The following is a 22,629-nucleotide window of genomic DNA, read 5'->3' on the forward strand; positions in this document are numbered from 1 at the left end:
CAAAAAGAAAGTATTTATAGATGTCAAAAACTTTAAAAAGAGGTGATTTTAAAACTCTTTCCTTATCTTCTTTGGGTGGAGCTTTAGAATTTTATGATTTTGTTATTTTTGTATTTTTTGCTAATTATATTTCAAGAAATTTTTTTCCTAGTGATTTAAGTGATTTTTGGAAACTTTTAAACACTTATGGAGCTTTCGCGGCAGGATATTTAGCTAGACCAATCGGTGGTATAATTATGGCACATTTTGGAGATAAAATGGGTCGCAAAAAGATGTTTATGCTTAGTATATTACTCATGGTGCTTCCAACTTTCTCTCTAGCTTTTATACCTACTTTTGAAACTATAGGATATTTTGCTCCTATTTTTTTACTACTTGTTAGAATAGCTCAAGGTATAGCTATAGGCGGAGAACTCCCTGGCGCTTGGGTATTTGTAAAAGAACATGCACCCGATGGAAGAGATAGTTTTTATATTAGCGCTATTAATGCTTCTATGGCTTTTGGAATTCTTTTAGGTTGTATTGTTGCCTTAGCGATTAATCATTACTTTGATCAAGAAGCAATTTATGAATATGCTTGGCGTATTCCATTTGCTATAGGTGGATTTTTTGGTATCATTTCTATATATCTTAGAAAATTTTTAGAAGAAACACCTGTTTTTCAAAAAATGCGACAAGAAAATGATTTAGAAAAATTTCCTTTAAAAACACTTTTTAAAGAAAAAAATATTTATCTAGACATCATTGCTTCTATGCTTTTAACTTGGATGCTCACGGCCTGCGTGATAATACTTATTTTACTTATGCCTAATTTTATATCAGAAGTTTTGATTCTTGATAAAACAGATGCGATTTTAATCCAAATGTTTGCAATAGTGATTTTATCTTGTGGAACTTTACTTGCTGGAATTTGGGTTGATAAATTTGGTTTTTTAGCTACCGCTTTAATTTTTACCATAGGATTTAGTTTATCATGCTTTTTTTATTTTTATTTTTTCTATGCTCAAATTTTGCATTTGAGTATATATTTTTATTTTATAGCGTGTTTTTTTGGTGGTATTAATGCTTTAGCACCTATTTTAATGTGTAAAATTTTTAAGCCAAGTATTCGTTTTAGTGGAATTTCTTTTTCTTATAATATAGCTTATGCAATAGCGGGTGGTTTCACTCCTCAACTTGTATTTGCATTACATTCTTTGGCTATAAAACCTGAAAATCCTTTCGTGTATGGAATTTTTATTTATATTTTGTTTTTATCCCTGATAACACTGATAACTACCATATTTACTTATAAGAGGTTAAGATTTTAATGTTATAATTAAAAAAAATTATTAATTAAAAATTTATAAAATTAAAGGAAAATGATTATGAAAATTTTTATTGTTTTAATACTTTCTTTGTTACCACTTTTAGCATTTGAAATGATTACACCTATACCAGAAGGCATTCCTTATAATAAAGAAAAAGCTATTTTAGGAAAAAAACTCTATATGGATACAAGTTTATCAAAAGATAAAAAAGTATCTTGCAATAGTTGTCATGATATTGCAAATTTTGGAGTAGATAATAAAACTTTTTCAACAGGTATTAATGGCATAATAGATGAGCCATTCCATACTCCTACAAATTTTAATGCCGTTTTTAGCCTAGCACAATTTTGGAGAGGCAATGCAAAAGATTTACAAGAACAAGCCAAACATCCTTTGTTAAACCCTAAAGAAATGGGGTTAAAAGATGCAGATGAAGTGGTGCAAATAGTAAAAACTAACGCAATTTATGAAAAAGAATTTAAAAGACTTTACGGAGAAGTTACCTTTGATAATATAGCAGATGCTTTAGCTGAATTTCAAAAAACCTTACTTACGCCAAATTCCCCATTTGACCGCTACTTAAAGGGAGATAAAAATGCTATAAGCGAACAAGCAAAAAGAGGCTATAATGCCTTTTTATCAAATGGTTGTATAGCGTGCCATCAAGGACAAAATATAGGTGGAAATATGTATCAAAAAATGGGGGTATTTGTTCCTTATGATAATGGAACAAATTGGAAAGGACGCTATGAGATCACTCAAGATCCTCACGATCAATTTGTAGTAAAAGTGCCAAGTCTTAGAAACATAGCCAAAACTGCTCCTTATTTTCATGATGGTTCTATGCCAACACTTGATGCTTGCGTACAATTTATGGCGTATTATCAGCTTGGTAAATTTTTAGAGCAAGATGTAGTTGATGATATAGTTGCATTTTTAAATTCTTTAACAGGAGAATACCATGATCCACTCAAATAAAAAAACTTTCTCTTTTTTAAAACAATTCATCACTTTATCCATAGTGGTTTTGGTATTGCTTTTAACTTTGACTTTATTTATTTTTAATACTTACAATACCACCAAAAGAAATTCACTTATTATGGATTCTTTTCAAAAATTAGAAATTCTAGATACTAAAATAGATGAAATTTTTAAAAATAAACTAAATCTACAAAACTATGACATTAGCGTCAAACTAGTAAGAGATTTTGAAAATACTTTAGCTATTTTAAAAGCCAATGAAATAGATACTAAAAAGCTAGAAGCAATTTTTCAGAAAAAAAATACACAACTACAACATTTTAAATCAGCCAATTCTATTGCTATAAATTCAAAGCTTTATCTTTACGAAATTCAACAAGAAATCATCAAACAAACAAATCAATTAGCACTCACTACTCAAGAGGCTAAACAAATAGAATATATAGGAAATATTTTAAGCATTATAGGAACTATGGATATATTAGAACCTTTAGCGCAAAATAGATTACAAAATCTTGTCACAAATTTAAACGCAAAAGATTCTCAATTACCACAAGAGTTATTTGAGCTTTTTAATACACATTGTAAGATGATATTAAGTCAAATTAAAATATTAAAAGATAATTCTCAAAGTTTTCTTGATCAAGAACTGCAAAAACAAATTCTAGCACACCAAAATTTAATTGCTAAAAATATCAATCTACAAAATAAATATAATCTTTATACAGCTATAGGAATTTTCCTATTTACCTTAGTTGTATTGATTTTTTTCATACTTTTAACATTAAAAAAAGTAATCATACCTATATCTTTACTTGAAAAACTAAGTGCAAATCTAGCGGGAGAACATGCGAATTTAAGTGCAAGATTAGACATTGATAAAAAAAGTGAATTAGCTACAAGTGCTGGCTATATTAATTCTTTCATACAGATAGTGCAAAATTCAGTTTTAGAAGCCATACAAACTGCAAATTCAAGCCACAAAAGCTCACAAAAACTTTCCCAAAATGCTGAAATTTTACAGCAAAGTTCACTTTTACAGCATGAGCAAATTTCTAATGTCCATGAAATAAGTTCTGTTTTAGAAAGTCATATAGACTTAACTCAAAATCTAGCTAAAAATACTATAAAAGATATGCATGATATGCAAGAAGTTATGGGAGAAGTTGAAAAAACACTTAAAGAGTTAGTAGAGCTTATATTACTAAGTGGAGAAAAAGAACAAAGTGTTTTAAGTGCTATGGATATACTAGTACAAAGTGCTGATAGTATTGTAGAAGTTACAGCAGCTATTAAAGATATAGCCGATCAAACTAACTTGCTAGCTTTAAATGCAGCTATTGAAGCAGCTCGTGCAGGAGAACATGGTAGAGGCTTTGCTGTTGTTGCTGATGAAGTTAGAAACTTAGCTGATAAAACTACAAAATCTTTAGTCGCTATAGAAACTACTGTAAGAACTATAGTACAACAAATCAATGACAACAAAAGCTTGATGGATGGAATTCATCAATCCATGAGTGATACTTCCAACAAAGCTAATATCTTACAAGGTGAAGTCGGTGCTTCTATAGAAAAATTAAAAACAAGTATCCATTCTACTAAAATTATGGAAGAAAAAAGTGATGAGTCAAAAGCTAAAATGAATGAGTTAGAACAAAATGTAGAAAAAGTGACTGAACTTGCAAATTGTGTTAAAAACTATTCACTCGAGCTAACACAAATTTCACAAGATGTTTTAGAAAATGCCTCTAAACTTTCAGAAAAACTAAAAACATTTGAGTAAGAAAGTTTAAACTTTCTTACTTAGATAAAATATCTGCTTTGCCATTTATAATTGCAACACAATGCTCATAATGAGCAGCATTTAATCCATCTTTGCTTCCTGCTTCCCAATTACCTTTTAAATGTACCGGTGTGCCATCTTTTTGACATACCATAGGCTCTATGCAAAATACCATGCCATTTTTGATTTTAGGTCCACTTTTTGCACTAGCACCTGGTTCTAAATAATTTGGAATTTCAGGCTCACCGTGTGGCTTTTTACCTATACCATGACCACAATAACCTTTCAAAGGTACAAATCCTCTTTTAGCGATAAACTCGCCAAGCTCATATGAAAGCTCTTTAAAACGCATACCTTCTTTGATAATATCTATAGCATAATACAAAGCATCTTTAGCACAAGCAATCAAAGCCTCATCAGTGGCTGAAATTTGACCTATAGGTATAGTCCTTGCTGCATCTCCATAATATCCATCTATGCAAGTACCCACATCAAGCCCTAAAATATCGCCTTCTTTTAAAATACGCTCATCCCCTACACCATGAATGCAAGCTTGATTAAGCGAGATACAAATACTGCCTGGAAAACCATATAAGCCTTTAAAAGATGGTTTTGCACCATGATCAAGTATAAATTCTTCTGCTTTAATGTCAATTTCTTTTAAGCTCATACCCGGAACTATAATGCCCTCTAGATAGTCAAGCGTTCTAGCTACAAGTTCATTTGCCTTGCGTAGTTTTTCTATTTCTGCTGGTTTTTTGATTTCTATCATTTATATTTTCCTTAAAATTTTTAAAAATTTAGCATTTATGCGCTTTTAAAAGCTTTAAGGAAAAACCTTAAGTTTTAAAACTTAAGGTTTTAACATACACTTGTAAGATTAGTAGCTAGACCACCTAAAGAAGTTTCTTTGTATTTTGAGTTCATGTCTTTGCCGGTTTCATACATAGTTTTTATAACCTCATCAAGACTTACTTTTGGAGTTGATTTTCTACTCATTGCCATTCTAGCAGCTGAAATTGCTTTAATCGCTCCAAAGGCATTTCTTTCTATACAAGGAATTTGCACTAAACCACTTACTGGATCACAAGTTAAACCTAAATGATGCTCCATTGCAATTTCAGCAGCATTACAAGCTATCTTTGCATCAAAACCCATTACAGTAGCCATAGCTCCTGCTGCCATAGAACTTGCACTACCAATTTCAGCTTGACAGCCAGCTTCAGCACCACTTATACTTGCATTTTTCTTATAAAAAGAGCCTATTAACATAGCAGTAAGTAAAAAATTAATGGCTTTTTCATCGTTAAAACCAATAGTATGATTTTTAAGATAAAGCATTACAGCAGGCACAACAGCACATGCGCCATTAGTTGGTGCAGTTACCACTCTAGCTCCACTTGCATTTTCCTCTGCAATAGCAATAGCATATAAAGAAATAAAATCAATAATTCCTAAAGGATCACTTGTCATAGCCAAACGCTCATTAAGTCCTTTGGCGCGGCGTTTTAAATGTAAATTCCCTGGAAGAAAATCTGAGCTTGGATGAATACCATTATAATAAACTTCTTGCATTACTTCCCAAATTTCTAAACAATAAGCTCTAATTTCTTCTTTAGTGTGAAATTGAAGCTCATATTCATAAGAGAGTTTTGCTAGATCCCATGAATTTTCTTCGCAAATTCTTAAAGCATCGCTTGCGTTATTAATATCAAGTTCTAATTTAGTATGTTTTTGCTCACAAGCTCCGTCTTTGTGTTTTTGAAGTTCAGCTTCACTCATAACAAAACCACCACCTACTGAATAATAAATTTCTTCAGCAATGATTTCTCCATTTTCATTATAAGCACTTATTTTCAATCCATTTTCATGCAAAGGTAAAAAGTCTTTTTCAAAAATCAAATCTTTATCATAATCAAAATTTAATTCTTTTTGAGCATCTAAAACCAAAATTTTATCTTGCAAAATTTTATTAAACACACGATCTTGCAAAGCAACATTTAATTCTTTTGCTCTTAAGCCACTCAACCCCCATATAATAGCTTTATCACTTAAATGGCCTTTACCAGTAAGCGATAAAGAGCCATAAAGTTTGATTTGAATTTTTGTAATTTGTGTGATTTTATCTTTGATTTTTTCACAAAACATATTCCCTGCTAGCATTGGTCCTAAAGTATGAGAAGATGAAGGACCGACACCAACTTTAAATATACTTAAATTACTACTCATTCATCAGCACCTTAAAAAGTATAAATTACAGTGATGATTGTCAAAATACCTGTGATAAACACAAATGCATCTAAAGCTTTGTTTTGGAATTTTTTCATTTTAGATACAGTGTAAATTGCAATCATAGGCATTAAAAACAAGATTGCGGCAATGATTGGACCACCTAAGCTTTCAATAAAACCTAAAATACTTGGATTTACATAAGCAGTAATTAACATAACAATATACATTACCAAAGTTGAATAAACTGCGATTTTTTTCAAATCCGGATTATCATTACCTGCTAATTTGCAACATTTTCTAACTATACCATAAGCACCTTCCCTAGCACCAAAATAATGCCCAAAGAATGAACTAGAAATTGCTAAAAATGCGATTAGTGGACCACCATAAGAAATAAATGGATTATCAAGTTTATTAGCAAAATAAGAAAGTACAGGTATGTTTTGTGCTCTAGCTTCAGCAAGTTCTGCAGGAGTTAAAGAAAGCACACAAGATACCACAAAAAACATTACAAAAGCAAGTAACATTACAGAAGTTCTAAATAACACTTGATTTGCTTTTTGTACTGAATTTTCAGGATATTGTCTTTTTACACTTAAAGAAAAAGTAGAAATCGCTGGTGAGTGATTAAATGAAAACACTAAAACCGGTAAAGTTAGCCATACTATAGTAATAAATTCTTTTGTTCCAGGAATAGCACTAAAACTTTCAAACGACCATTGCGGGATAAGATATAAAGAAAATAAAAATAAAATAGCACATAAAGGATATACAAGCCACTCACATACTTTGGTAATTAATTCTTCACTAAAAAGCATAATAAGCATAAAAATACTTACCAAAACAAAAGCAAAAAGCGCCCTATAAAAAGGAAGTAAATTAGCTATAGTTTTTCCTTGCTCATTTACACTTGTTTGATACATAGCACTAATTGCGTTTGCGAAAGAACCATTTGGATCTAAAAGTGGTAAGAATTGATTATAAATAAAACTCTCAAAAGTATTAGTTATACCTACACAATATGCTAAACAAATTGGGAAAATTGCAAAGAAATAAAGCACAGAAATAAAAATACTTACTTTTCTACCAAAATACTCTTCAGCCGCATGAGTAATATCTTTATCATTACCATTTGCTTGACATACAAAACGACTTAAGGCTCTATGGCTTAAATACACCATTGGAAAAATAATCAAAGCCATTACAACAACTGGCCAAAAACCACCAACACCTGCTTTAATAGGTAAAAATAAAATCCCCGCACCAACTGCAGTCCCAAAAAGAGAAAGCATCCAACGCGTATCAAAAGAATTCCACTTAAGATTATCCACATTTTCTCCTTGTAAAAAATAATAAAAAAAGCTTTTACCTAAAAACTTTTTGTATTATTTTACAAATATGCTCTTGAGTAGTTTGGCGTGATTTTTTCCCTTTCATTTAAAGCAACTGCGGCTTCATTTGCAAAATTTGGATTTCTTAATAATTTTCTACCATAACAAACTAAATCACACACCTCACCCAAAAGCAAAGCCTCACCTTCGCTAGCACTATTTATAAGACCCACGCAAGATATAGGAATTTTAACAACTTCTTTTAAAGCCTTAGCATAAGGAGCTTGGTAAAGTGGTGCTATATTTGGCACTAAAGAAGGTTTGTTGATATTTCCACCTGCTGAAATATCTAACATATCAACGCCTAAATTTTCTAAAATCAAGGCAAGTTTTTTACTATCTTCCAAATTCCAACCACCCTCTTGCCACTCTGTAGCTGAAATTCTTACAAATAAAGTAATATCAACTTCTTTTTTTATACGCTTAATGATATCACACAAAAGACGCGCTCTATTTTCAAAACTACCACCATATTCATCATCTCTTTGATTTGATAAAGGAGATAAAAATGAACTAAGCAAATACCCATGAGCACTATGAAGTTCTATCGCATCATAGCCTGCTTCTTTAGCTCTTTTAGCACTTTGGATAAATTCTTGCTCTATTTGTAAAATTTCATCTTTACTTAAAACATGAAGTTTAGAAAATTTTTCACTAAAAGCGATATTACTTGGGGCTTTTGATATAGCTTGTTTGCATGAATTTTTACGACCACTATGATTTAGTTGGATAGCAACTTTAGCACCAAAATGATGACAAAGATCGACAAGCTCCTTATGTCCTCGAATTTGAAAATCTCCCCAAAGGCCTATATCATTATCAGCAATTTTTGCATTTTCATTAATCGCACAAGCTTGAACTATGATAAGCCCAACACCACCCAAAGCTCTAGCTCCATAATGTATCAAGTGAAATTGATTAATCTTACCATCTAAAACTTGTGTTTCATACATATCCATAGGAGGCATTACGATGCGATTTTTTACATAAAAATTTCCAATCTTTAGCTCACTCAAAAGTAAAGACATAATACCCCTTAAAATATTTTTTATATTACTATAATAGAAAAAAATTAATTTTTCTTAAAACATAGAGTATTTTAGACCAATATTATAATTTTTAATAGATTATTATTAAAAAAATAGTTTTTAATTATATTTTTTCATTATTAAAACTACAAAACACAATCTAATCAAATAAGCTTTTCTCAAAACACTTTAACATAAAGCTTTTGCGATGCAAAGGTGAATAACCAAATACTTTAATCTTTTCTATATGAGCTTTTGTACCATAACCTTTGTGTTTATCAAAATCATAATGATTATATAATTTAGAAAAATAACACATTTTTTGATCACGACTTACCTTAGCTAATATACTAGCGGCTGAAACTTCTTGCACTTTCATATCAGCTTTAATCATAGTATTAATACCCAAAACACCATAATTTAAATTTCCATCATATAAAATCTCATCTTGGTTAAAATGTTTTTTTATTATCTTTAAGCCCAAATTTAAACACTGACTAAGTCCTAAAATATCAATTTGCAAAGGTGAAAAAGCAAGGATTAAAAAATTTGAATTAGAAAGAATTTGCTCATATAATTCTTCTCTTTTTTTTGCACTTAATTTTTTAGAATCAGCTAAACCATCAATATTTTTTAAAAGCTTGCAAGCTGCCAAGTGCATATCTCCAGCTAAAGCTCCACGCCCAGCCTCATCTACTCCAACTAAAGCCATTATTTTTCCTTTATAGTAGTATATTTTTCTACTAAATTTTCTAAAGAATAATTTATATTGGCAGGTGAGCTTGAAGGAAGTTCAAAAAATTCTTGCTCAGGATAAAATTTAGCAAAATATTTACTTGCAACTTTACCTAATACACAAATTTTTTCTATATTTGCCTTATCTAAAATAATACTTATATCATTTGCTTTGGCATAAGAAATAGTTTTATCATCTGAATTTTTTATCTTACAACTTGCTATAACATCCCAAAGTGCTATATGATTTGCTTTTAAAAAAGCCTTTTGCTCTTGCACTGTTTTTAACTCACACTCAAATAATATTTCAAAAATACGCCAAAAACGATTTTTACTATGTTGATAATAAAAATTTTCTTCTCTTGATTTAATAGATGGAAAAGAACCTAGTATCAAAACTTTTGAGTTTTCATCAAAAAAAGGTTCAAAAGGATGAGTTAGAATTTGCATATTAGGCCTTGATAAAAATAAAATATTTTATCATTTTTATCAAGATTTTTAAAATTATCCTAAAAATTCTCGTTTGAAGTATTCTTTTGGAGCTTTACACAAAGGACAGGCATTTGGTGCTTTTTTACCACGGTGTATATGCCCACAAACTTCACAAACCCATAATTCTTCTACCTCTGAATTAAAGAAATCTTCTTCTTCAAGCATTTTTTTAAGTGCTAAATATTCTCTTTCATGCTCAATTTCTACTTTACCAATAGCAGTAAATAATCTTGCTATGTTTTTCTTGCCTTCATCTTCTGCAATTTGTGCAAAATTTGGATACATGGTAGTATGCTCGTAATTTTCACCCTCTGCTGCACAGATTAAATTTTTAGCAGTTTCTTCTAAAGCTTTACCATCTACTAATTCATGATAAGCTTTAAACTCAGCTCTTGCATGCCATTTTTCATTTTCTGCAGCTTCTCTAAAATGCTTTGCAATAGCATGCCAACCTTCTTCTTGAGCAATATCTGCAAATAAATCATATTTGTTTCTTGCCATAGATTCACCTGCGAAAGCTTTCATCAAATTTATGGCTGTTAAATCTTTAGTAATGCACTCCATTTCTTGACCACAGCAACTAAGCTTTCCACCACCTACATTTTGCACTTCTACTTCATTGCCGCATTTTTGGCATTTATAGCTTTCATATTGTCTCATTTAATATCCTTGTGATTAATTTAAGTAAGATTTTGATTGAAAAACTCACCCAAATGTTATTGTAGCATTTGGGTGCTAAAAGATTTTAGTATTTTAAGAAATATTCTTGAATTTTCTTAGGATCACTTGTTTTAGTTAAAGCAAGCATTAACAATACTCTAGCTTTTTGAGGACTCATATCACCTGTATCAATAAAACCAAGTTTTGCATCAGTATCACTTACTGCAACTCTACCAGCTACTACGCGTGAGCTTACCGCTACATTAAGACCTTTTTTAAGCAATTCTTTTAATACATCTTTTTGATAATCATGAATACTGCCAGCACCTGTTCCAGCTACAACTATACCTTTAGTTCCATTTTCAAACAAAGCTTTTGCTGCAACACCGCTACCATCATTTGCATAACTATAAAGAATATCTACTTTTGGTAATTCTTTTAGCTTGCTAACATCAAATGGAGATTTTTTAGTGTGTAATTTTGTATTAGTATTGTAGAAGAATGCTTTTCCATCTACTATATAACCCATATCACCCATATCCGGTGAACTAAATGCATTTACATTTAAACTATGAGTTTTCATAACGCCTCTAGCGCTTTGAATTCTATCATTCATAGCCACCATTACGCCTTTATTTTTTGCTTGTGGATCTGCTGCTAACGCTACAGCGTTGTAAAGATTTTTAGGACCATCTGCACTAATTGCAGTTGATGGGCGCATTGCACCAACTAAAACAACAGGTTTATCGCTTTTTACGGTTAAATTTAAGAAATATGCAGTTTCTTCCATGGTATCAGTACCATGAGTAATCACAACTCCATCTACATCAGATTTTAAAAGCCTATTGACTTCTTTAGCAAGTTTTAGCCAAATTTCATTTGTCATATCTTTACTATCAATATTTGCAATTTGATCCCCGCTAATTACTGCTAAATCTTGAATTTGAGGCACTGCTTTAATCAAAGCATCAACCCCTAAAACACCAGCTGTATAACCTGTTGTAGCTACCGAACTATCAATCGAGCCTGCAATAGTTCCACCTGTAGCTAAAATTGCAACTTTTGGTTTTGCTTCCAAAATTCCTGCTCCTAAACTTAGTGCCATAGCTGCGCACATTAACATTTTTTTCATGTTAGTCCTTTCATTAGAAATGATAAAAATTATAATGCAACTATGTTTAAATAAAAATAAATTATTAATATAAAAAATACTTTAGTAAATATTCATTAATTAAAGCCATAAATTTGCAATTTTTTTTAGTTTTTCCACATCGCTTGAAGCATAAAATTGAATGTTAGCTTCTTCTTGGATTGATGTTAAGTTAAATTCTTGTTGCAATTGCAAAGCTATAGCCTCGCCTGAATGAATAAGTTTTGTATTTTTGCCAAAATACTCTTCCAAAGAATGGGCGATTAAAGGAAAATGCGTGCATGCTAAGATTAGAGCATTAGGATAAAATTTAAGCTTATTAAAATAATACTCAAAAGCAGCTTTTAAAAAATCTCCTTGAAAAATCCCTTCTTCAACCATAGGTACAAAAAGCCCAGTTGCTTTTTCTTCCACTTTTAAAAAACCTTCTTTGATTAAAGCTTGCTTATAAGCGTGAGAATCCACGGTAGCTTGTGTTGCAATAACTAATATATTAGAGTTTTTATCTTCTAAAGAGTTTTTAACCGCTAAAACCCCTGCTTCTATAACTCCAAGAACCGGAAATGGTGCATTTGCTTTTAGAATTTCTAAAGCATGCGCGCTAACTGTATTACACGCAATAATAAGCATATCGACTTTTTTTTCTTTGAAAAACTCTAAAGCTTCTAGGGAAAATTTAATGATAGTTTCTTTATCTTTAACCCCATAAGGTACCCTTGCGGTATCTCCATAGTAAATATATTCTTTAAAAAGTTTTGCTTGAAGTAAAGATTTTAAAACACTAAGCCCACCTACACCGCTATCAAAAACGCCTAGTCTCATCAAAATCCTTAAAAAGAGAAGAAAGTAGAAAATCTACTTTCTTATAAGCCTACTGCACTTAAGGTTTGGTATTTATTCATATAAATTTGAGCTTCGATTTTTCTCATTGTATCAAGCGCTACTTGAACTACGATCAAAACAGAAGTTCCACCAAAATAAAAAGGCACACCAAACAACTTCACAATAAGCCATGGTAATGTAGCTACAAGCCCTAAATAAATAGAACCTGACAAGGTAAGTCTTGATGCTACTTCATTAAGATAATTTGCAGTTCCTTCACCTGGTCTAATACCTGGTATGAAACCGCCTTGTCTTTTAAGATTTTCAGCTATATCTTTTGCATTAAATACAATTGATGCATAAAAATACGCAAAGAAAATAACAAGTAAGAATGTTAAAAAATGAAAGAAAAATCCATTTGGATTTAAAAAGTCATAAATTTTTAACACATACTCATTTGTACTTGTTTGCAAAATAGTGCTTGGAAACATCAAAATCGCACTTGCAAAAATAGGAGGAATTACTCCACTTAAATTTATTTTAATAGGTATGTAATTCATAATGCGTTTGTTTTGATTTTGCATGATTACTTTTCTTGAGTAAGAAATAGGAATTCTTCTTTCTCCAAGCTCTACTACTATAATAGCCCAAATAGTAAGTAAAATTACAACTAAAATAGCAATGATAGTCAAGAAATTCATCTCACCTGTATTTACCAAATTTACTGTTCCACTAATTGCACCTGGAATTGTAGAAACAATACCGCCAAAGATGATCAAAGAAATACCATTTCCTATACCGCGTTGAGTGATTTGCTCACCTATCCACATTAAAAGCATGGTACCTGCAAGCATAGAAATAGCAGAAAGTGCAATAAAAGTATTCATATCAATCATAATAGCTGACTGACCTGCTTTCCCATGAAGACTTTGCAAGCCTATAGAAACGCCTATACTTTGTATCAAAGTGATAGCTATAGTAGCATAACGGATAATTTGCATATATTTTTGCATACCATCGCGTTCTTTTTTCATCTTTCCTATGTTAGGAAAAGTTGCCGCTAAAAGCTCCATAATAATCGAAGCAGTAATATAAGGCATAATGCCTAGAGAGATGATGCTAAGTCTTTCAGCAGCACCCCCACTAAACATATTAAACAAGCCTAATGCATTAGATGCATTAGAATCAAAAAATTCCTTGATAACACTGACATTAACCCCCGGAACTGGAACATAAGCTAATATTCTATAAGCAAATAAAAAAGCTAATGTTATGAGAATTTTATTTGTCAATGCTTTATTCATTATTTTTGTCCGCTAAAAGTGATCTTCTCGTCTTTAATTTTACTAGCAAGATCTTTAGCACTTGCTCCGATAAGCTTAACTTTATTTACATTTTTTGAAAGCTTATGAATGCTATTGATTGTTTCAAATGTAATTTCGCTAAGCTCTTTGATTGCTGTGATTTTTTCAACATTAATCACATAAGGTTTTTCAAATTTAGAAGTAAAACCTACTTTTGGTAAGCGTCTTTGAAGTGGTTGTTGACCCCCTTCAAAACCTCTTTTTTCGTTATAACCTTTTCTAGCAGTTTGGCCTTTTCCACCTTTAGTAGAAGTTTTTCCCATACCACTACCTTGACCACGGCCTATTCTTTTGGTTTTATGTGTTGAACCTGGTGCTTTTGTTAAATTCATTGATTATCCTTTAAGCATTGTAAGTGCTTTGATAGTAGCACGCACAACATTTGCTGAATTATTTGAACCTAAAGACTTAGTTAAAATGTCTTTAATACCTGCAAGTTCCACGATAGGACGTGTTGAACCACCTGCAATAACCCCTGTACCTTCACTTGCTGGTTTAAGTAAGATTCTACTTGCGTTGTATTTTACTTCTACATCATGAGGGATAGTTGAACCTTTTGTTTTAACTTCAACAATGTTTTTAAAAGCATCATCAACTGCTTTTCTGATAGCATCTGGAACTTCTTTAGCTTTTCCATAGCCCACACCAACTAAACCTTTTCTATTTCCAACGATAACTAAAGCAGTAAATCTAAATCTTCTACCACCTTTAACAACCTTAGTAACCCTGCCGATATCGACGATTACTTCTTCAAATTCTTCTCTATTATATTTTTCCATCGATCTTCCTTTTGGGTTATAGTTTGATTCCGTTTTCTCTTAGTGCTTCAGCTAATGCTGCAATAACACCATGGTATAAATAACCATTTCTATCAAACACTGCTTCTTCTATGTTTTTAGCTTTTAAAACTTTTGCAAATTCAGCTGCTATTTTTTTAGCACCTTCTTTATTTGCTTTAACACCAATTTTTCTTCCATCTACTGCTGCTAAAGTTACTGCTTTAGCATCATCGATAGCTTGGATATATAAAGTTCTGTTTGATTTAAAAACAGAAACTCTTGGAAGAGCTTGTGTTCCTGAAATTTTTGCTCTAATTCTTTTTTTTCTTTTAATTCTTAAAGATATTTTTCTTTTTAATACATTTGCTCTCATATTCTATCCTTACTTCTTAGATGTCTTACCAGCTTTGCGGATAATACGCTCATCTGAATATTTAACACCTTTTCCTTTGTAAGGCTCAGGTGGTCTAAATTCACGAATTTGAGCAGCAACTTGACCTACCACTTGTTTATCGCTACCTTTAATAATAACATTGTTTTTATCAACGGTAATTTCTATGCCTTCTGGAATAGCATAGTTGATAGGATGAGAAAAACCTAAAGCAAGTTCAAGAACTTTACCTTTTAACGCAGCTTTATAACCAACACCGTTGATTTCTAAAGTTTTGCTAAAGCCATCAGTTAAACCGATAATGATGTTTTGAGCTAAAGCTCTATAAGTTCCCCAATAAGCTCTACTTTGTCTATCTTCACCTTTAGGAGAGAAAAGAATTTGTGCTTCTTTAATCTCAACATTAACATTTGCTTTTGTATCAAGCTCTTTTGCTAAATTTCCTTTTTTGAATTTTAGCAAGTTACCTTCTAATTTTACTTCTACTCCACTTGGAATAGCAACTGGTTGTTTACCTATACGAGACATTCATTTTTCCTTTTTACTTGTCTACGATATGACTACTTTATAAGAATGGATACCGAATACCATAAAAAGTAGAAACTCTTACCAAATAGTACATAAAACTTCGCCGCCAACGCCTGCTTTATAAGCTTCGTCGTTAGCTAAAACACCTTTTGAAGTGCTTACTACGATAGTACCATAACCGTTTTTAAATCTTTTGATCTCATCTTTGCCTTTATAAACACGACGACCAGGTTTAGAAATACGCTTAACTTCATTAATTACGCTTTTGCCTTTTTCATCATATTTTAAAACTACATTGATGAATTTCTTTTTATCCTCTTCAATAACATTAAAGCTTTCAATATAGCCTTTAGCTTGGAAAATTCCAAGTAAAGCTTCGATAACTTTAGAATGCAAAAGTTGAGTAGTCTCTAATCTTCTCATCCCTGCATTTCTAATTCTTGTTAGTGAATCTGAAATTAAATCATTTATCATGGTTCTTTCCTCTTACCAACTTGCTTTTTTAAGACCAGGAATTAAACCTTCATTTGCCATTTTTCTTAAGCAAACTCTGCAAATTCCAAAATCTCTATAAACTGAATGTGGTCTTCCACAAATTTGGCATCTAGTATACCCTCTAACGCTAAATTTAGGTTTGCGGGCAGCTTTTGCAATCATTGATTTTTTAGCCATATTACTTTCCTTTTGCAAATGGCACGCCAAATAATTCTAATAATTTTTGTGCCTCTTTATCTGATTTTGCTGTTGTAACGATAGAAATGTTCATACCATGAGTTCTTAAGATTTTATCATATTCAACTTCTGGGAACATTAACTGCTCATCTAAACCAAAATTATAGTTTCCTCTTCCATCAAAACCATCTCTTGGAAGACCTCTAAAGTCTTTAACACGAGGAAGAGCTATAGTAATAAGCTTATCTAAGAAAGCATACATATTGTCTTTTCTTAATGTTACCATTACACCTACTGGGAAGCCTTCTCTTACTTTAAAACCAGCAACTGATTTTTTAGCTTTTGTGATAACTGCTTTTTGCCCAGCGATCAATGAAATAGTATCTGCAACATTTTGTAATACTTTTTGATCTTTTGCTAATTCCCCAGCACCTACACTGATTACAACTTTTTCAATAAAAGGAACAAGCATAGGATTTTTAATATCAAATTCTTTAACTAAAGCAGGTTTGATATTTTGAGTGTATTTTTCTTTCAATCTCATCATCTTATTCTCCTGCCTTTGCTACATTTGAAATATCCATTGGCATTTCTTTATTGATAAAACCGCCATTTGGATTTTTATCACTTGGCTTAACAGCTTTTTTAGCGATTTTACAACCCTCAACAATTACTTTATTTGTCTTAGGAAATACTGCTAAAACTTTACCTGTTTTGCCTTTGTCATCGCCTGCGATAACTTTTACCATATCATTCTTTTTAATTTTTAATTTCATTACAACACCTCCGGTGCTAGTGAAACAATTTTCATAAAGCCACCATATCTTACTTCACGACCTACTGGTCCAAAAATACGCGTTCCGATAGGCTCTCTTTTAGCATCAAGAATAACTGCCGCATTTTCATCAAAACGAATTAAAGAACCATTGTCTCTATGAATTTCTTTTTTAGTTCTAACGATAACTGCTTTTACTACTTGACCTTTTTTAACTTTACCATTTGGTAGAGCTTTTTTTACAGATGCAACAATTACATCACCAACAGTAGCGTATCTTCTTTTGCTACCACCTAAAACCTTAATACACATTAATTCTTTTGCACCGCTATTATCAGCAACTGCAAGCCTAGTAAAACTTTGAATCATTACTCAACTCCTGCTGATACTATAGTTTTTAAGCGAAATGATTTTCTCTTAGAAAGTGGTCTACATTCAATAGCAACTACAGTATTTCCCACTTTAAGTTCATTTCTTTCATCATGAATTAAATATTTTTTAAAGCGTTTTACGATTTTTCTGTATTTTGGGTGAACCACTTTTCTTTCAACCAAAATTGTTGCTGTTTTATCTCCAGCAATTTGAACAACAACGCCTTGAATTTCTCTTTTAAATGCCATTTTCTATCCTTATTTTAAAGCGCTAATTGCAGTATTGATTCTAGCGATGTCTTTTTTAACTTCGCTAATCTCTTTAGGATTAGTTAGCTGCATTGTTTTTAGCTTTTGTCTTAAAGTAAATAAAAGCACCTTTTTTTCTTTTAGCATTGTTGCAAGTTCACCTGCTGTTTTATCTTTAATCTCAGTATATTTCATTTTGGCTCTCTCTTGTAACAAACTTAGTTTTAAATGGCAATTTATGCATCGCTAAAGTTAAAGCTTGTCTTGCCATTTCTTCATTAACCCCTGCCATTTCATAAATAATACGACCTGGTTTAATGTTCATTACCCATTCCTCAACTGCACCTTTACCTTTACCCATACGAGTTTCTAAAGGTTTTTTAGTTAGAGGTTTATCTGGGAAAACTCTAATCCAAGTTTTACCTTGTCTTTTTACAAAACGAGTTAAAGCAATACGAGCTGCTTCGATTTGGCGTGAATTGATACGGCCAGCTTCAGTTGCTTTTAGGGCAAAATCACCAAAAGTAAATTCAGTCCCTCTGTTGGCATAACCTCTGTTACGCCCTTTCATCATTTTACGATATTTTGTTCTTTTTGGCATTAACATGATTATTTACCTCTTCTTGCTCTTCTAGTTTTTTTAGCTGGAGCGTTTTCTTCGGTTTTTTCAGGTTGAACACCCTTTTGTAAAACTTCACCTTTGAAGATCCACACTTTAATACCTATATTTCCATAAGTAGTATGTGCTTCTGCAAAACCATAATCGATTTTTGCTCTTAAAGTGTGAAGTGGAACACGACCTTCTAGGTACCATTCAGTTCTTGCCATTTCAGCACCACCTAAACGGCCTGAAACTGAAACTTTAATCCCTTTAGCACCTGCTTTTTGCGCTCCTTGAATTACTTTTTTCATTGCTCTTCTAAAAGCAATTCTTTTTTCAAGTTGAGTAGCAACACTTTCAGCTGCAAGCTGAGCTGAAGCACCTGCTTTTCTTTCTTCTTTGATATTGATATTAACTTCTTTTTTGATTAAATCTTGAAGTTCTTTTCTTAAAATATCAACATCACTACCTTTTTTACCAATAATAATCCCTGGTCTTGCAGCTACAACAGTTACTCTTAATTTTTTCGCTGTTCTTTCTACAAGAATTTGGCTAATTCCTGCATAATAAAGTTTTCTTTTTAAAAAAGTTCTGATTTTATAATCTTCACCAATATTTTCTGCTAAATTAGCTTTTGTAGGAAACCATCTTGATTCCCAATTTCTATTAATTCCTAGTCTTAAACCAATCGGATTTACTTTTTGTCCCATATTAGCTTTCCTTTTTCACTGATGCTTTTTTAGCTTTTGTAGTTTTTTCAGCACTTGCTTCTACTTTACTAACTTCTACCAAAATGTGTGAAGTTGGCTTTCTAATACGACTAGCACTTCCTCTAGCTCTTGGTCTAAATCTTTTTAAAACCGCACCAGCATCAACACGACAACTTGAAACAACAACTTCATTTGCTTCAAATCCGCCATTTGCTACAGCACTTGAAATAGCATTTGCTATAAATTTAGCACCTTTATTTGGCATAAATTTCAAACTAGCTAATGCAAGCTCTGCATTCATACCTTGAACTTCTCTAGCAATCAATCTCGCTTTAGTTGGAGATAATCTTATGAATTTAATTAACGCTCTACTCATAAATCTCCCTTACTTACCTATTTTTTTCTGAACAGAGCCTTTGTGACCCTTAAATGTTCTAGTAGGTGCAAATTCACCTAATTTGTAACCGATATGATTTTCAGTAATATATACTGGGATAAAGCTTTTTCCATTATGAACATTAAAAGTTAAACCTATCATATCAGGTATAATAGTGCTGCGTCTTGACCAAGTTTTAATTGGCTTACCATCGTTAGCTTTTTTAGCAGCGATGACTTTTTTCATTACATGGTCATCAACAAAAGGACCTTTTTTTAGTGACCTAGCCATCTTACTTTCCTTTTCTTCTTGAAATTATTAGCTTATCGCTAGCTTTTTTACGGCGAGTTTTAGCACCTTTAGTTGGTTTACCCCATGGAGTAACTGGATGACGGCCTGAATTTTTCTTACCTTCACCCCCACCGTGCGGGTGATCAACTGGGTTCATCGCAGAACCTCTTGTTTGAGGACGAATACCTCTATGGCGGTTTCTTCCTGCTTTACCGATAGTCACATTTGACCATTCTTCATTACCAACTTCACCGATACTTGCCATACATTCAGCTAAAACTTGTCTCATTTCACCGCTTGCAAGTCTTAAGATAACATATTTTTCTTCTTTACCCATTAATTGAGCATAAGCACCCGCTGAACGGATCATTTGTCCGCCTTTGCCCGGTTTTAACTCGATATTGTGTACGATAGTACCCACTGGGATGTTTCTCAATTTCATTGCATTACCTGGTTTAATGTCAAGTCCGCTTTCAGCAGCGCAAATAACATCACCAACGCTTAAACCTTTTGGTTGTAAGATATATCTTTTTTCACCATCTCTATAAGAGATTAATGCAATACGACAATTTCTGTATGGATCATACTCGATTGCTTCAACTTTACCTTCAATACCAAATTTTCTTCTTTTAAAATCTATAATTCTGTAAAGTTTTTTAGCACCTGCTTCTTTATGACGGCTTGTGATTCTACCATTATTGTTACGACCTGCATGAGCTGGAAGTTTTACAAGTAATGAACGCACACTAGCTTTTGCTGTGATATCATCAGAGCTTACACCTGTAATGTATCTTCTACTTGGAGTATATGGTTTATAAGTTTTAATTGCCATTTTATGCCTCCGAACTTTCTAAGCTCACACCTTCTGGTAGCTTAACATAGAATTTTTTAAAGCTATTTCTTTGACCTTCACGACCTCTAAAACGCTTTACTTTTCCATCCATTTTTAAAGAATTAATTCTTACTGGAGTTACACCAAAATATTCTCTTAAAACTTCTTTTAGACCATTTTTAGTCATTTTTGGAGAAGTTTGAATAACTACAACACCTTGCTCTTGAAGGTTTAAGCTTTTTTCAGTGTAAAGTATTGTTTTTATATCAGTAATATCTGCCATTTTAACCCTCTTTTACGATAGATTCAAGCGCTGCTTTTTCAATGATAACAGCATTAAATACAGATACTAAATAAGCATTTACTTCGCTAATATCAACTACATAGCAATTTGCTAAGTTTCTAAAAGCAAGAAGTGTTTTTTCATCTAGTAAATCTTTTACAATTAAAGCATCTTTTAAACCAAGCTTTTTAATAACTGCATTTGCATCTTTTGTTTTACCGCTTTCAATGCTTAAACTATCTACTGAGAATAATGCATTGTTTTGTGCTTTATCGGCCAATGCTCTTTCAAGCGCTAAGCGTTTTTGTTTTTTATTAACTTTTTGGAAATAATTACGATTGTTTGTAGGGCCAAATGCTACAGCACCACCAACCCAAACATTCGTTCTTGTTGAACCTGCTCTTGCACCACCACGACCTTTTTGTCTCCATGGTTTTTTACCACCACCGCTTACATCGCTTCTACCTTTAGTATGAGCTGTGTTTGCTCTAAGGCTAGCAAGATAAGATTTTACATATAAATAAAGGTTGTGAGGATTAACTTCTGCATATTTTGCTGGAAGATCGAGTTCACTAGCTTTTTCAAATTTATCATTTAAAACAGTTACTTTACTCATTTTGCAATCCTTATTTTACCCATAGCACCATTAAATCCTGGTACCGCACCTTTTACTACTAAGATGCCATTTTCTTCATCAAATGAAACTACTTCATTTTTAACAGTAACTTTTACATTACCATAATGACCTGCCATTTTCATACCTGGTTGAACACGACCTGGCCATTCGCGGTTACCGATTGATCCGTGGCGTCTGTGGAATCTTGAACCGTGACTTGCAGGACCTCCGGCAAATCCGTGTCTTTTAACAACCCCACTATAACCTCTACCTTTAGAATTAAAGCTTACTTTTAAGATAGAAGCTTCTTTTAAAGGATTAAGATCAATATCACCTGCTTCTGTGTTTGCTACTTCTAAAGAAGCAAATCTATTATATTCAGCTGAAAGATTGTATTTTTTTTGCTGACCCGCAATGCATTTATTATTTGCTTTGCCTTTTACATAAGCAACCAAAGCTTTTCCATTTTCTACTTCACATACTTTAGTTTGAACAAGTTTAAGTAAGGTTACAGGAATGCTTGGTGTGCTGATTGTTCTACTCATACCAATTTTTTCTACAATGTATTCCATATTCTATCCTTATTTACCCATAGCTCTTACTTCAACATTGACCTCTGGAGCCAAGTCAAGCTTAGTGAGTGAATCTACTGTATCTGGAGTAGCTGCTACAATATCAAGCATACGAGCATGAATTCTCATCTCAAATTGTTCGCGTGAATCTTTATTGATGTGTGGAGATTTCAAAACTGTGTATCTTTTGATTTTTGTAGGCATTGGCACTGGACCTCTGATGTCAGCACCTGTTCTTTTAACAGCTTCTACAATTGCTGCAACTGTGCGATCTAGAACTCTGTGGTCATAAGCTTTTAGCTTAAGCCTGATTCTTTCCATATTTTTTCCTTTGTAAAGAACTCGTTAGACCCATAAGAATCTAACCACCATATAAAATGATGTTGAAATTATATAAAAAGAGCCTTTGCTATGTCAAGAAATTTATGCATTTTTTTTAATTATTTTCCTTTTAAAAAGGATAAAAATTAAATTTTATAAAATTTACAAGATTTTTTATACATTAAGAAAATCTAAGAAAAAATATAGTATGATTTCAAAATCTAAAGGGGCATTAGCTCAGCTGGGAGAGCACAACGCTGGCAGCGTTGGGGTCAGCGGTTCGAACCCGCTATGCTCCACCATTAATTACAAAG

The 22,629-nt window shown here is 32.3% G+C and carries 33 protein-coding genes, 1 tRNA gene and 1 pseudogene; 5 read left to right on the top strand and 30 right to left on the bottom strand.

The genetic code is table 11. The features are described from left to right. Positions 1-20 precede the first annotated feature (20 nt). The 4 genes and pseudogenes from L8Y18_RS02350 to L8Y18_RS08710 all read left to right on the top strand — a co-directional run bounded on the left by L8Y18_RS02350 (position 21) and on the right by L8Y18_RS08710 (position 4,074). Positions 21-1,310 carry an MFS transporter gene (locus L8Y18_RS02350; RefSeq protein ID WP_133319144.1) on the top strand — a complete coding sequence of 430 codons (1,290 nt, stop codon included), beginning with the start codon at positions 21-23 and terminating at the stop codon, positions 1,308-1,310. 54 nt (positions 1,311-1,364) lie between these two features. Further along, a complete protein-coding gene (locus L8Y18_RS02355; protein ID WP_263659248.1) occupies positions 1,365-2,288 on the top strand; it encodes a cytochrome-c peroxidase in 924 nt (307 codons plus the stop codon). Continuing rightward, positions 2,272-2,946 (top strand): annotated as a pseudogene (locus tag L8Y18_RS08705) (DAHL domain-containing protein); the annotation flags it as partial. The gene L8Y18_RS02355 and the pseudogene L8Y18_RS08705, both read left to right, overlap by 17 nt. A gap of 501 nt (positions 2,947-3,447) precedes the next feature. Beyond that, a complete protein-coding gene (locus tag L8Y18_RS08710; protein WP_263665375.1) occupies positions 3,448-4,074 on the top strand; it encodes a methyl-accepting chemotaxis protein in 627 nt (208 codons plus the stop codon). A 16-nt stretch (positions 4,075-4,090) separates the two neighbouring features. On the opposite strand, the gene map is transcribed toward L8Y18_RS08710, so the two are convergent. From map to rpsJ, 30 genes are all read right to left on the bottom strand, one after another. Further along, positions 4,091-4,846: a type I methionyl aminopeptidase gene (map, locus tag L8Y18_RS02365; protein WP_263659176.1), complete on the bottom strand. Its 756-nt coding sequence runs from the start codon at positions 4,844-4,846 to the stop codon at positions 4,091-4,093. Between the two features lie 89 nt (positions 4,847-4,935). After that, complete coding sequence (locus L8Y18_RS02370) at positions 4,936-6,303, bottom strand: L-serine ammonia-lyase (RefSeq protein ID WP_263664497.1); 1,368 nt, start codon at positions 6,301-6,303, stop codon at positions 4,936-4,938. A gap of 11 nt (positions 6,304-6,314) precedes the next feature. Next, positions 6,315-7,598 carry an aromatic amino acid transport family protein gene (locus L8Y18_RS02375; protein ID WP_133319191.1) on the bottom strand — a complete coding sequence of 428 codons (1,284 nt, stop codon included), beginning with the start codon at positions 7,596-7,598 and terminating at the stop codon, positions 6,315-6,317. A 98-nt stretch (positions 7,599-7,696) separates the two neighbouring features. Continuing rightward, positions 7,697-8,725: a tRNA-dihydrouridine synthase gene (locus L8Y18_RS02380; RefSeq protein WP_220567006.1), complete on the bottom strand. Its 1,029-nt coding sequence runs from the start codon at positions 8,723-8,725 to the stop codon at positions 7,697-7,699. 160 nt (positions 8,726-8,885) lie between these two features. Then, entirely contained in the window at positions 8,886-9,437 is a 552-nt protein-coding gene (locus L8Y18_RS02385; RefSeq protein WP_263662692.1) for a ribonuclease HII, read from the bottom strand. Continuing rightward, complete coding sequence (locus L8Y18_RS02390) at positions 9,437-9,910, bottom strand: DNA-deoxyinosine glycosylase (protein ID WP_263664498.1); 474 nt, start codon at positions 9,908-9,910, stop codon at positions 9,437-9,439. Before L8Y18_RS02390 ends, L8Y18_RS02385 begins: the two co-directional genes overlap by 1 nt. A gap of 54 nt (positions 9,911-9,964) precedes the next feature. Then, positions 9,965-10,612: a ferritin family protein gene (locus L8Y18_RS02395; RefSeq protein WP_220567003.1), complete on the bottom strand. Its 648-nt coding sequence runs from the start codon at positions 10,610-10,612 to the stop codon at positions 9,965-9,967. An 85-nt stretch (positions 10,613-10,697) separates the two neighbouring features. Next, on the bottom strand, positions 10,698-11,729 hold the full coding sequence (locus L8Y18_RS02400; RefSeq protein WP_263664537.1) for a type II asparaginase: 1,032 nt from the start codon (positions 11,727-11,729) through the stop codon (positions 10,698-10,700). Positions 11,730-11,843: 114 nt separating this feature from the next. Further along, positions 11,844-12,584, bottom strand: a complete 741-nt coding sequence (gene murI / locus L8Y18_RS02405; protein WP_258107768.1) for a glutamate racemase — start codon at positions 12,582-12,584, stop codon at positions 11,844-11,846. Between the two features lie 41 nt (positions 12,585-12,625). Next, on the bottom strand, positions 12,626-13,888 hold the full coding sequence (gene secY / locus L8Y18_RS02410) for a preprotein translocase subunit SecY (protein WP_133319135.1): 1,263 nt from the start codon (positions 13,886-13,888) through the stop codon (positions 12,626-12,628). Then, positions 13,888-14,280 carry a 50S ribosomal protein L15 gene (gene rplO / locus L8Y18_RS02415; protein ID WP_039617163.1) on the bottom strand — a complete coding sequence of 131 codons (393 nt, stop codon included), beginning with the start codon at positions 14,278-14,280 and terminating at the stop codon, positions 13,888-13,890. Before rplO ends, secY begins: the two co-directional genes overlap by 1 nt. Positions 14,281-14,283: 3 nt before the next feature. Beyond that, a complete protein-coding gene (gene rpsE, locus L8Y18_RS02420; protein ID WP_039617161.1) occupies positions 14,284-14,727 on the bottom strand; it encodes a 30S ribosomal protein S5 in 444 nt (147 codons plus the stop codon). 16 nt (positions 14,728-14,743) lie between these two features. Then, on the bottom strand, positions 14,744-15,100 hold the full coding sequence (gene rplR / locus L8Y18_RS02425) for a 50S ribosomal protein L18 (protein WP_263662695.1): 357 nt from the start codon (positions 15,098-15,100) through the stop codon (positions 14,744-14,746). 9 nt (positions 15,101-15,109) lie between these two features. Beyond that, positions 15,110-15,646, bottom strand: a complete 537-nt coding sequence (rplF, locus tag L8Y18_RS02430; RefSeq protein WP_220567001.1) for a 50S ribosomal protein L6 — start codon at positions 15,644-15,646, stop codon at positions 15,110-15,112. 78 nt (positions 15,647-15,724) lie between these two features. Next, the gene (rpsH, locus tag L8Y18_RS02435; RefSeq protein WP_039617152.1) at positions 15,725-16,120 is read right to left on the bottom strand and encodes a 30S ribosomal protein S8; all 396 of its coding nucleotides are present in this window, start codon (positions 16,118-16,120) and stop codon (positions 15,725-15,727) included. A gap of 12 nt (positions 16,121-16,132) precedes the next feature. Further along, complete coding sequence (locus L8Y18_RS02440; protein WP_012660824.1) at positions 16,133-16,318, bottom strand: type Z 30S ribosomal protein S14; 186 nt, start codon at positions 16,316-16,318, stop codon at positions 16,133-16,135. Position 16,319: 1 nt separating this feature from the next. Beyond that, positions 16,320-16,865: a 50S ribosomal protein L5 gene (gene rplE, locus L8Y18_RS02445; RefSeq protein WP_133319134.1), complete on the bottom strand. Its 546-nt coding sequence runs from the start codon at positions 16,863-16,865 to the stop codon at positions 16,320-16,322. A 1-nt stretch (position 16,866) separates the two neighbouring features. Continuing rightward, positions 16,867-17,094: a 50S ribosomal protein L24 gene (gene rplX / locus L8Y18_RS02450; RefSeq protein ID WP_012660822.1), complete on the bottom strand. Its 228-nt coding sequence runs from the start codon at positions 17,092-17,094 to the stop codon at positions 16,867-16,869. Next, complete coding sequence (rplN, locus tag L8Y18_RS02455) at positions 17,094-17,462, bottom strand: 50S ribosomal protein L14 (protein ID WP_012660821.1); 369 nt, start codon at positions 17,460-17,462, stop codon at positions 17,094-17,096. Before rplN ends, rplX begins: the two co-directional genes overlap by 1 nt. Then, the gene (gene rpsQ / locus L8Y18_RS02460) at positions 17,462-17,713 is read right to left on the bottom strand and encodes a 30S ribosomal protein S17 (RefSeq protein ID WP_039617148.1); all 252 of its coding nucleotides are present in this window, start codon (positions 17,711-17,713) and stop codon (positions 17,462-17,464) included. The genes rplN and rpsQ overlap by 1 nt, the downstream gene beginning before the upstream one ends. Before the next feature lie 9 nt (positions 17,714-17,722). Further along, positions 17,723-17,908 (bottom strand): 50S ribosomal protein L29, encoded by a 186-nt coding sequence (rpmC, locus tag L8Y18_RS02465; RefSeq protein WP_012660819.1) that lies wholly within the window; start codon positions 17,906-17,908, stop codon positions 17,723-17,725. Beyond that, positions 17,895-18,320 (bottom strand): 50S ribosomal protein L16, encoded by a 426-nt coding sequence (gene rplP, locus L8Y18_RS02470; RefSeq protein WP_012660818.1) that lies wholly within the window; start codon positions 18,318-18,320, stop codon positions 17,895-17,897. The genes rpmC and rplP overlap by 14 nt, the downstream gene beginning before the upstream one ends. A 2-nt stretch (positions 18,321-18,322) precedes the next feature. Then, the gene (rpsC, locus tag L8Y18_RS02475; RefSeq protein ID WP_039617145.1) at positions 18,323-19,024 is read right to left on the bottom strand and encodes a 30S ribosomal protein S3; all 702 of its coding nucleotides are present in this window, start codon (positions 19,022-19,024) and stop codon (positions 18,323-18,325) included. A gap of 1 nt (position 19,025) precedes the next feature. Then, complete coding sequence (rplV, locus tag L8Y18_RS02480; protein ID WP_039617143.1) at positions 19,026-19,400, bottom strand: 50S ribosomal protein L22; 375 nt, start codon at positions 19,398-19,400, stop codon at positions 19,026-19,028. Between the two features lie 9 nt (positions 19,401-19,409). After that, positions 19,410-19,691 (bottom strand): 30S ribosomal protein S19, encoded by a 282-nt coding sequence (rpsS, locus tag L8Y18_RS02485; protein ID WP_039664929.1) that lies wholly within the window; start codon positions 19,689-19,691, stop codon positions 19,410-19,412. A 1-nt stretch (position 19,692) separates the two neighbouring features. Next, positions 19,693-20,523, bottom strand: a complete 831-nt coding sequence (gene rplB / locus L8Y18_RS02490; RefSeq protein WP_039625087.1) for a 50S ribosomal protein L2 — start codon at positions 20,521-20,523, stop codon at positions 19,693-19,695. A gap of 1 nt (position 20,524) precedes the next feature. Further along, a complete protein-coding gene (locus tag L8Y18_RS02495; RefSeq protein WP_039617139.1) occupies positions 20,525-20,806 on the bottom strand; it encodes a 50S ribosomal protein L23 in 282 nt (93 codons plus the stop codon). Between the two features lies 1 nt (position 20,807). Next, positions 20,808-21,422 (bottom strand): 50S ribosomal protein L4, encoded by a 615-nt coding sequence (gene rplD, locus L8Y18_RS02500; protein WP_039617137.1) that lies wholly within the window; start codon positions 21,420-21,422, stop codon positions 20,808-20,810. Continuing rightward, positions 21,419-21,994 (bottom strand): 50S ribosomal protein L3, encoded by a 576-nt coding sequence (gene rplC, locus L8Y18_RS02505; RefSeq protein WP_012660811.1) that lies wholly within the window; start codon positions 21,992-21,994, stop codon positions 21,419-21,421. The genes rplD and rplC overlap by 4 nt, the downstream gene beginning before the upstream one ends. 9 nt (positions 21,995-22,003) lie before the next feature. Continuing rightward, a complete protein-coding gene (rpsJ, locus tag L8Y18_RS02510; protein WP_012660810.1) occupies positions 22,004-22,315 on the bottom strand; it encodes a 30S ribosomal protein S10 in 312 nt (103 codons plus the stop codon). A 226-nt stretch (positions 22,316-22,541) separates the two neighbouring features. On the opposite strand from rpsJ, the gene L8Y18_RS02515 reads away from it, so the two are divergent. Further along, a tRNA-Ala gene (locus tag L8Y18_RS02515) sits at positions 22,542-22,617 on the top strand. Positions 22,618-22,629 lie beyond the last annotated feature (12 nt).

The organism is Campylobacter sp. CNRCH_2007_0968H, from assembly GCF_025773245.1.
Taxonomy (GTDB): domain Bacteria; phylum Campylobacterota; class Campylobacteria; order Campylobacterales; family Campylobacteraceae; genus Campylobacter_D; species Campylobacter_D lari_D.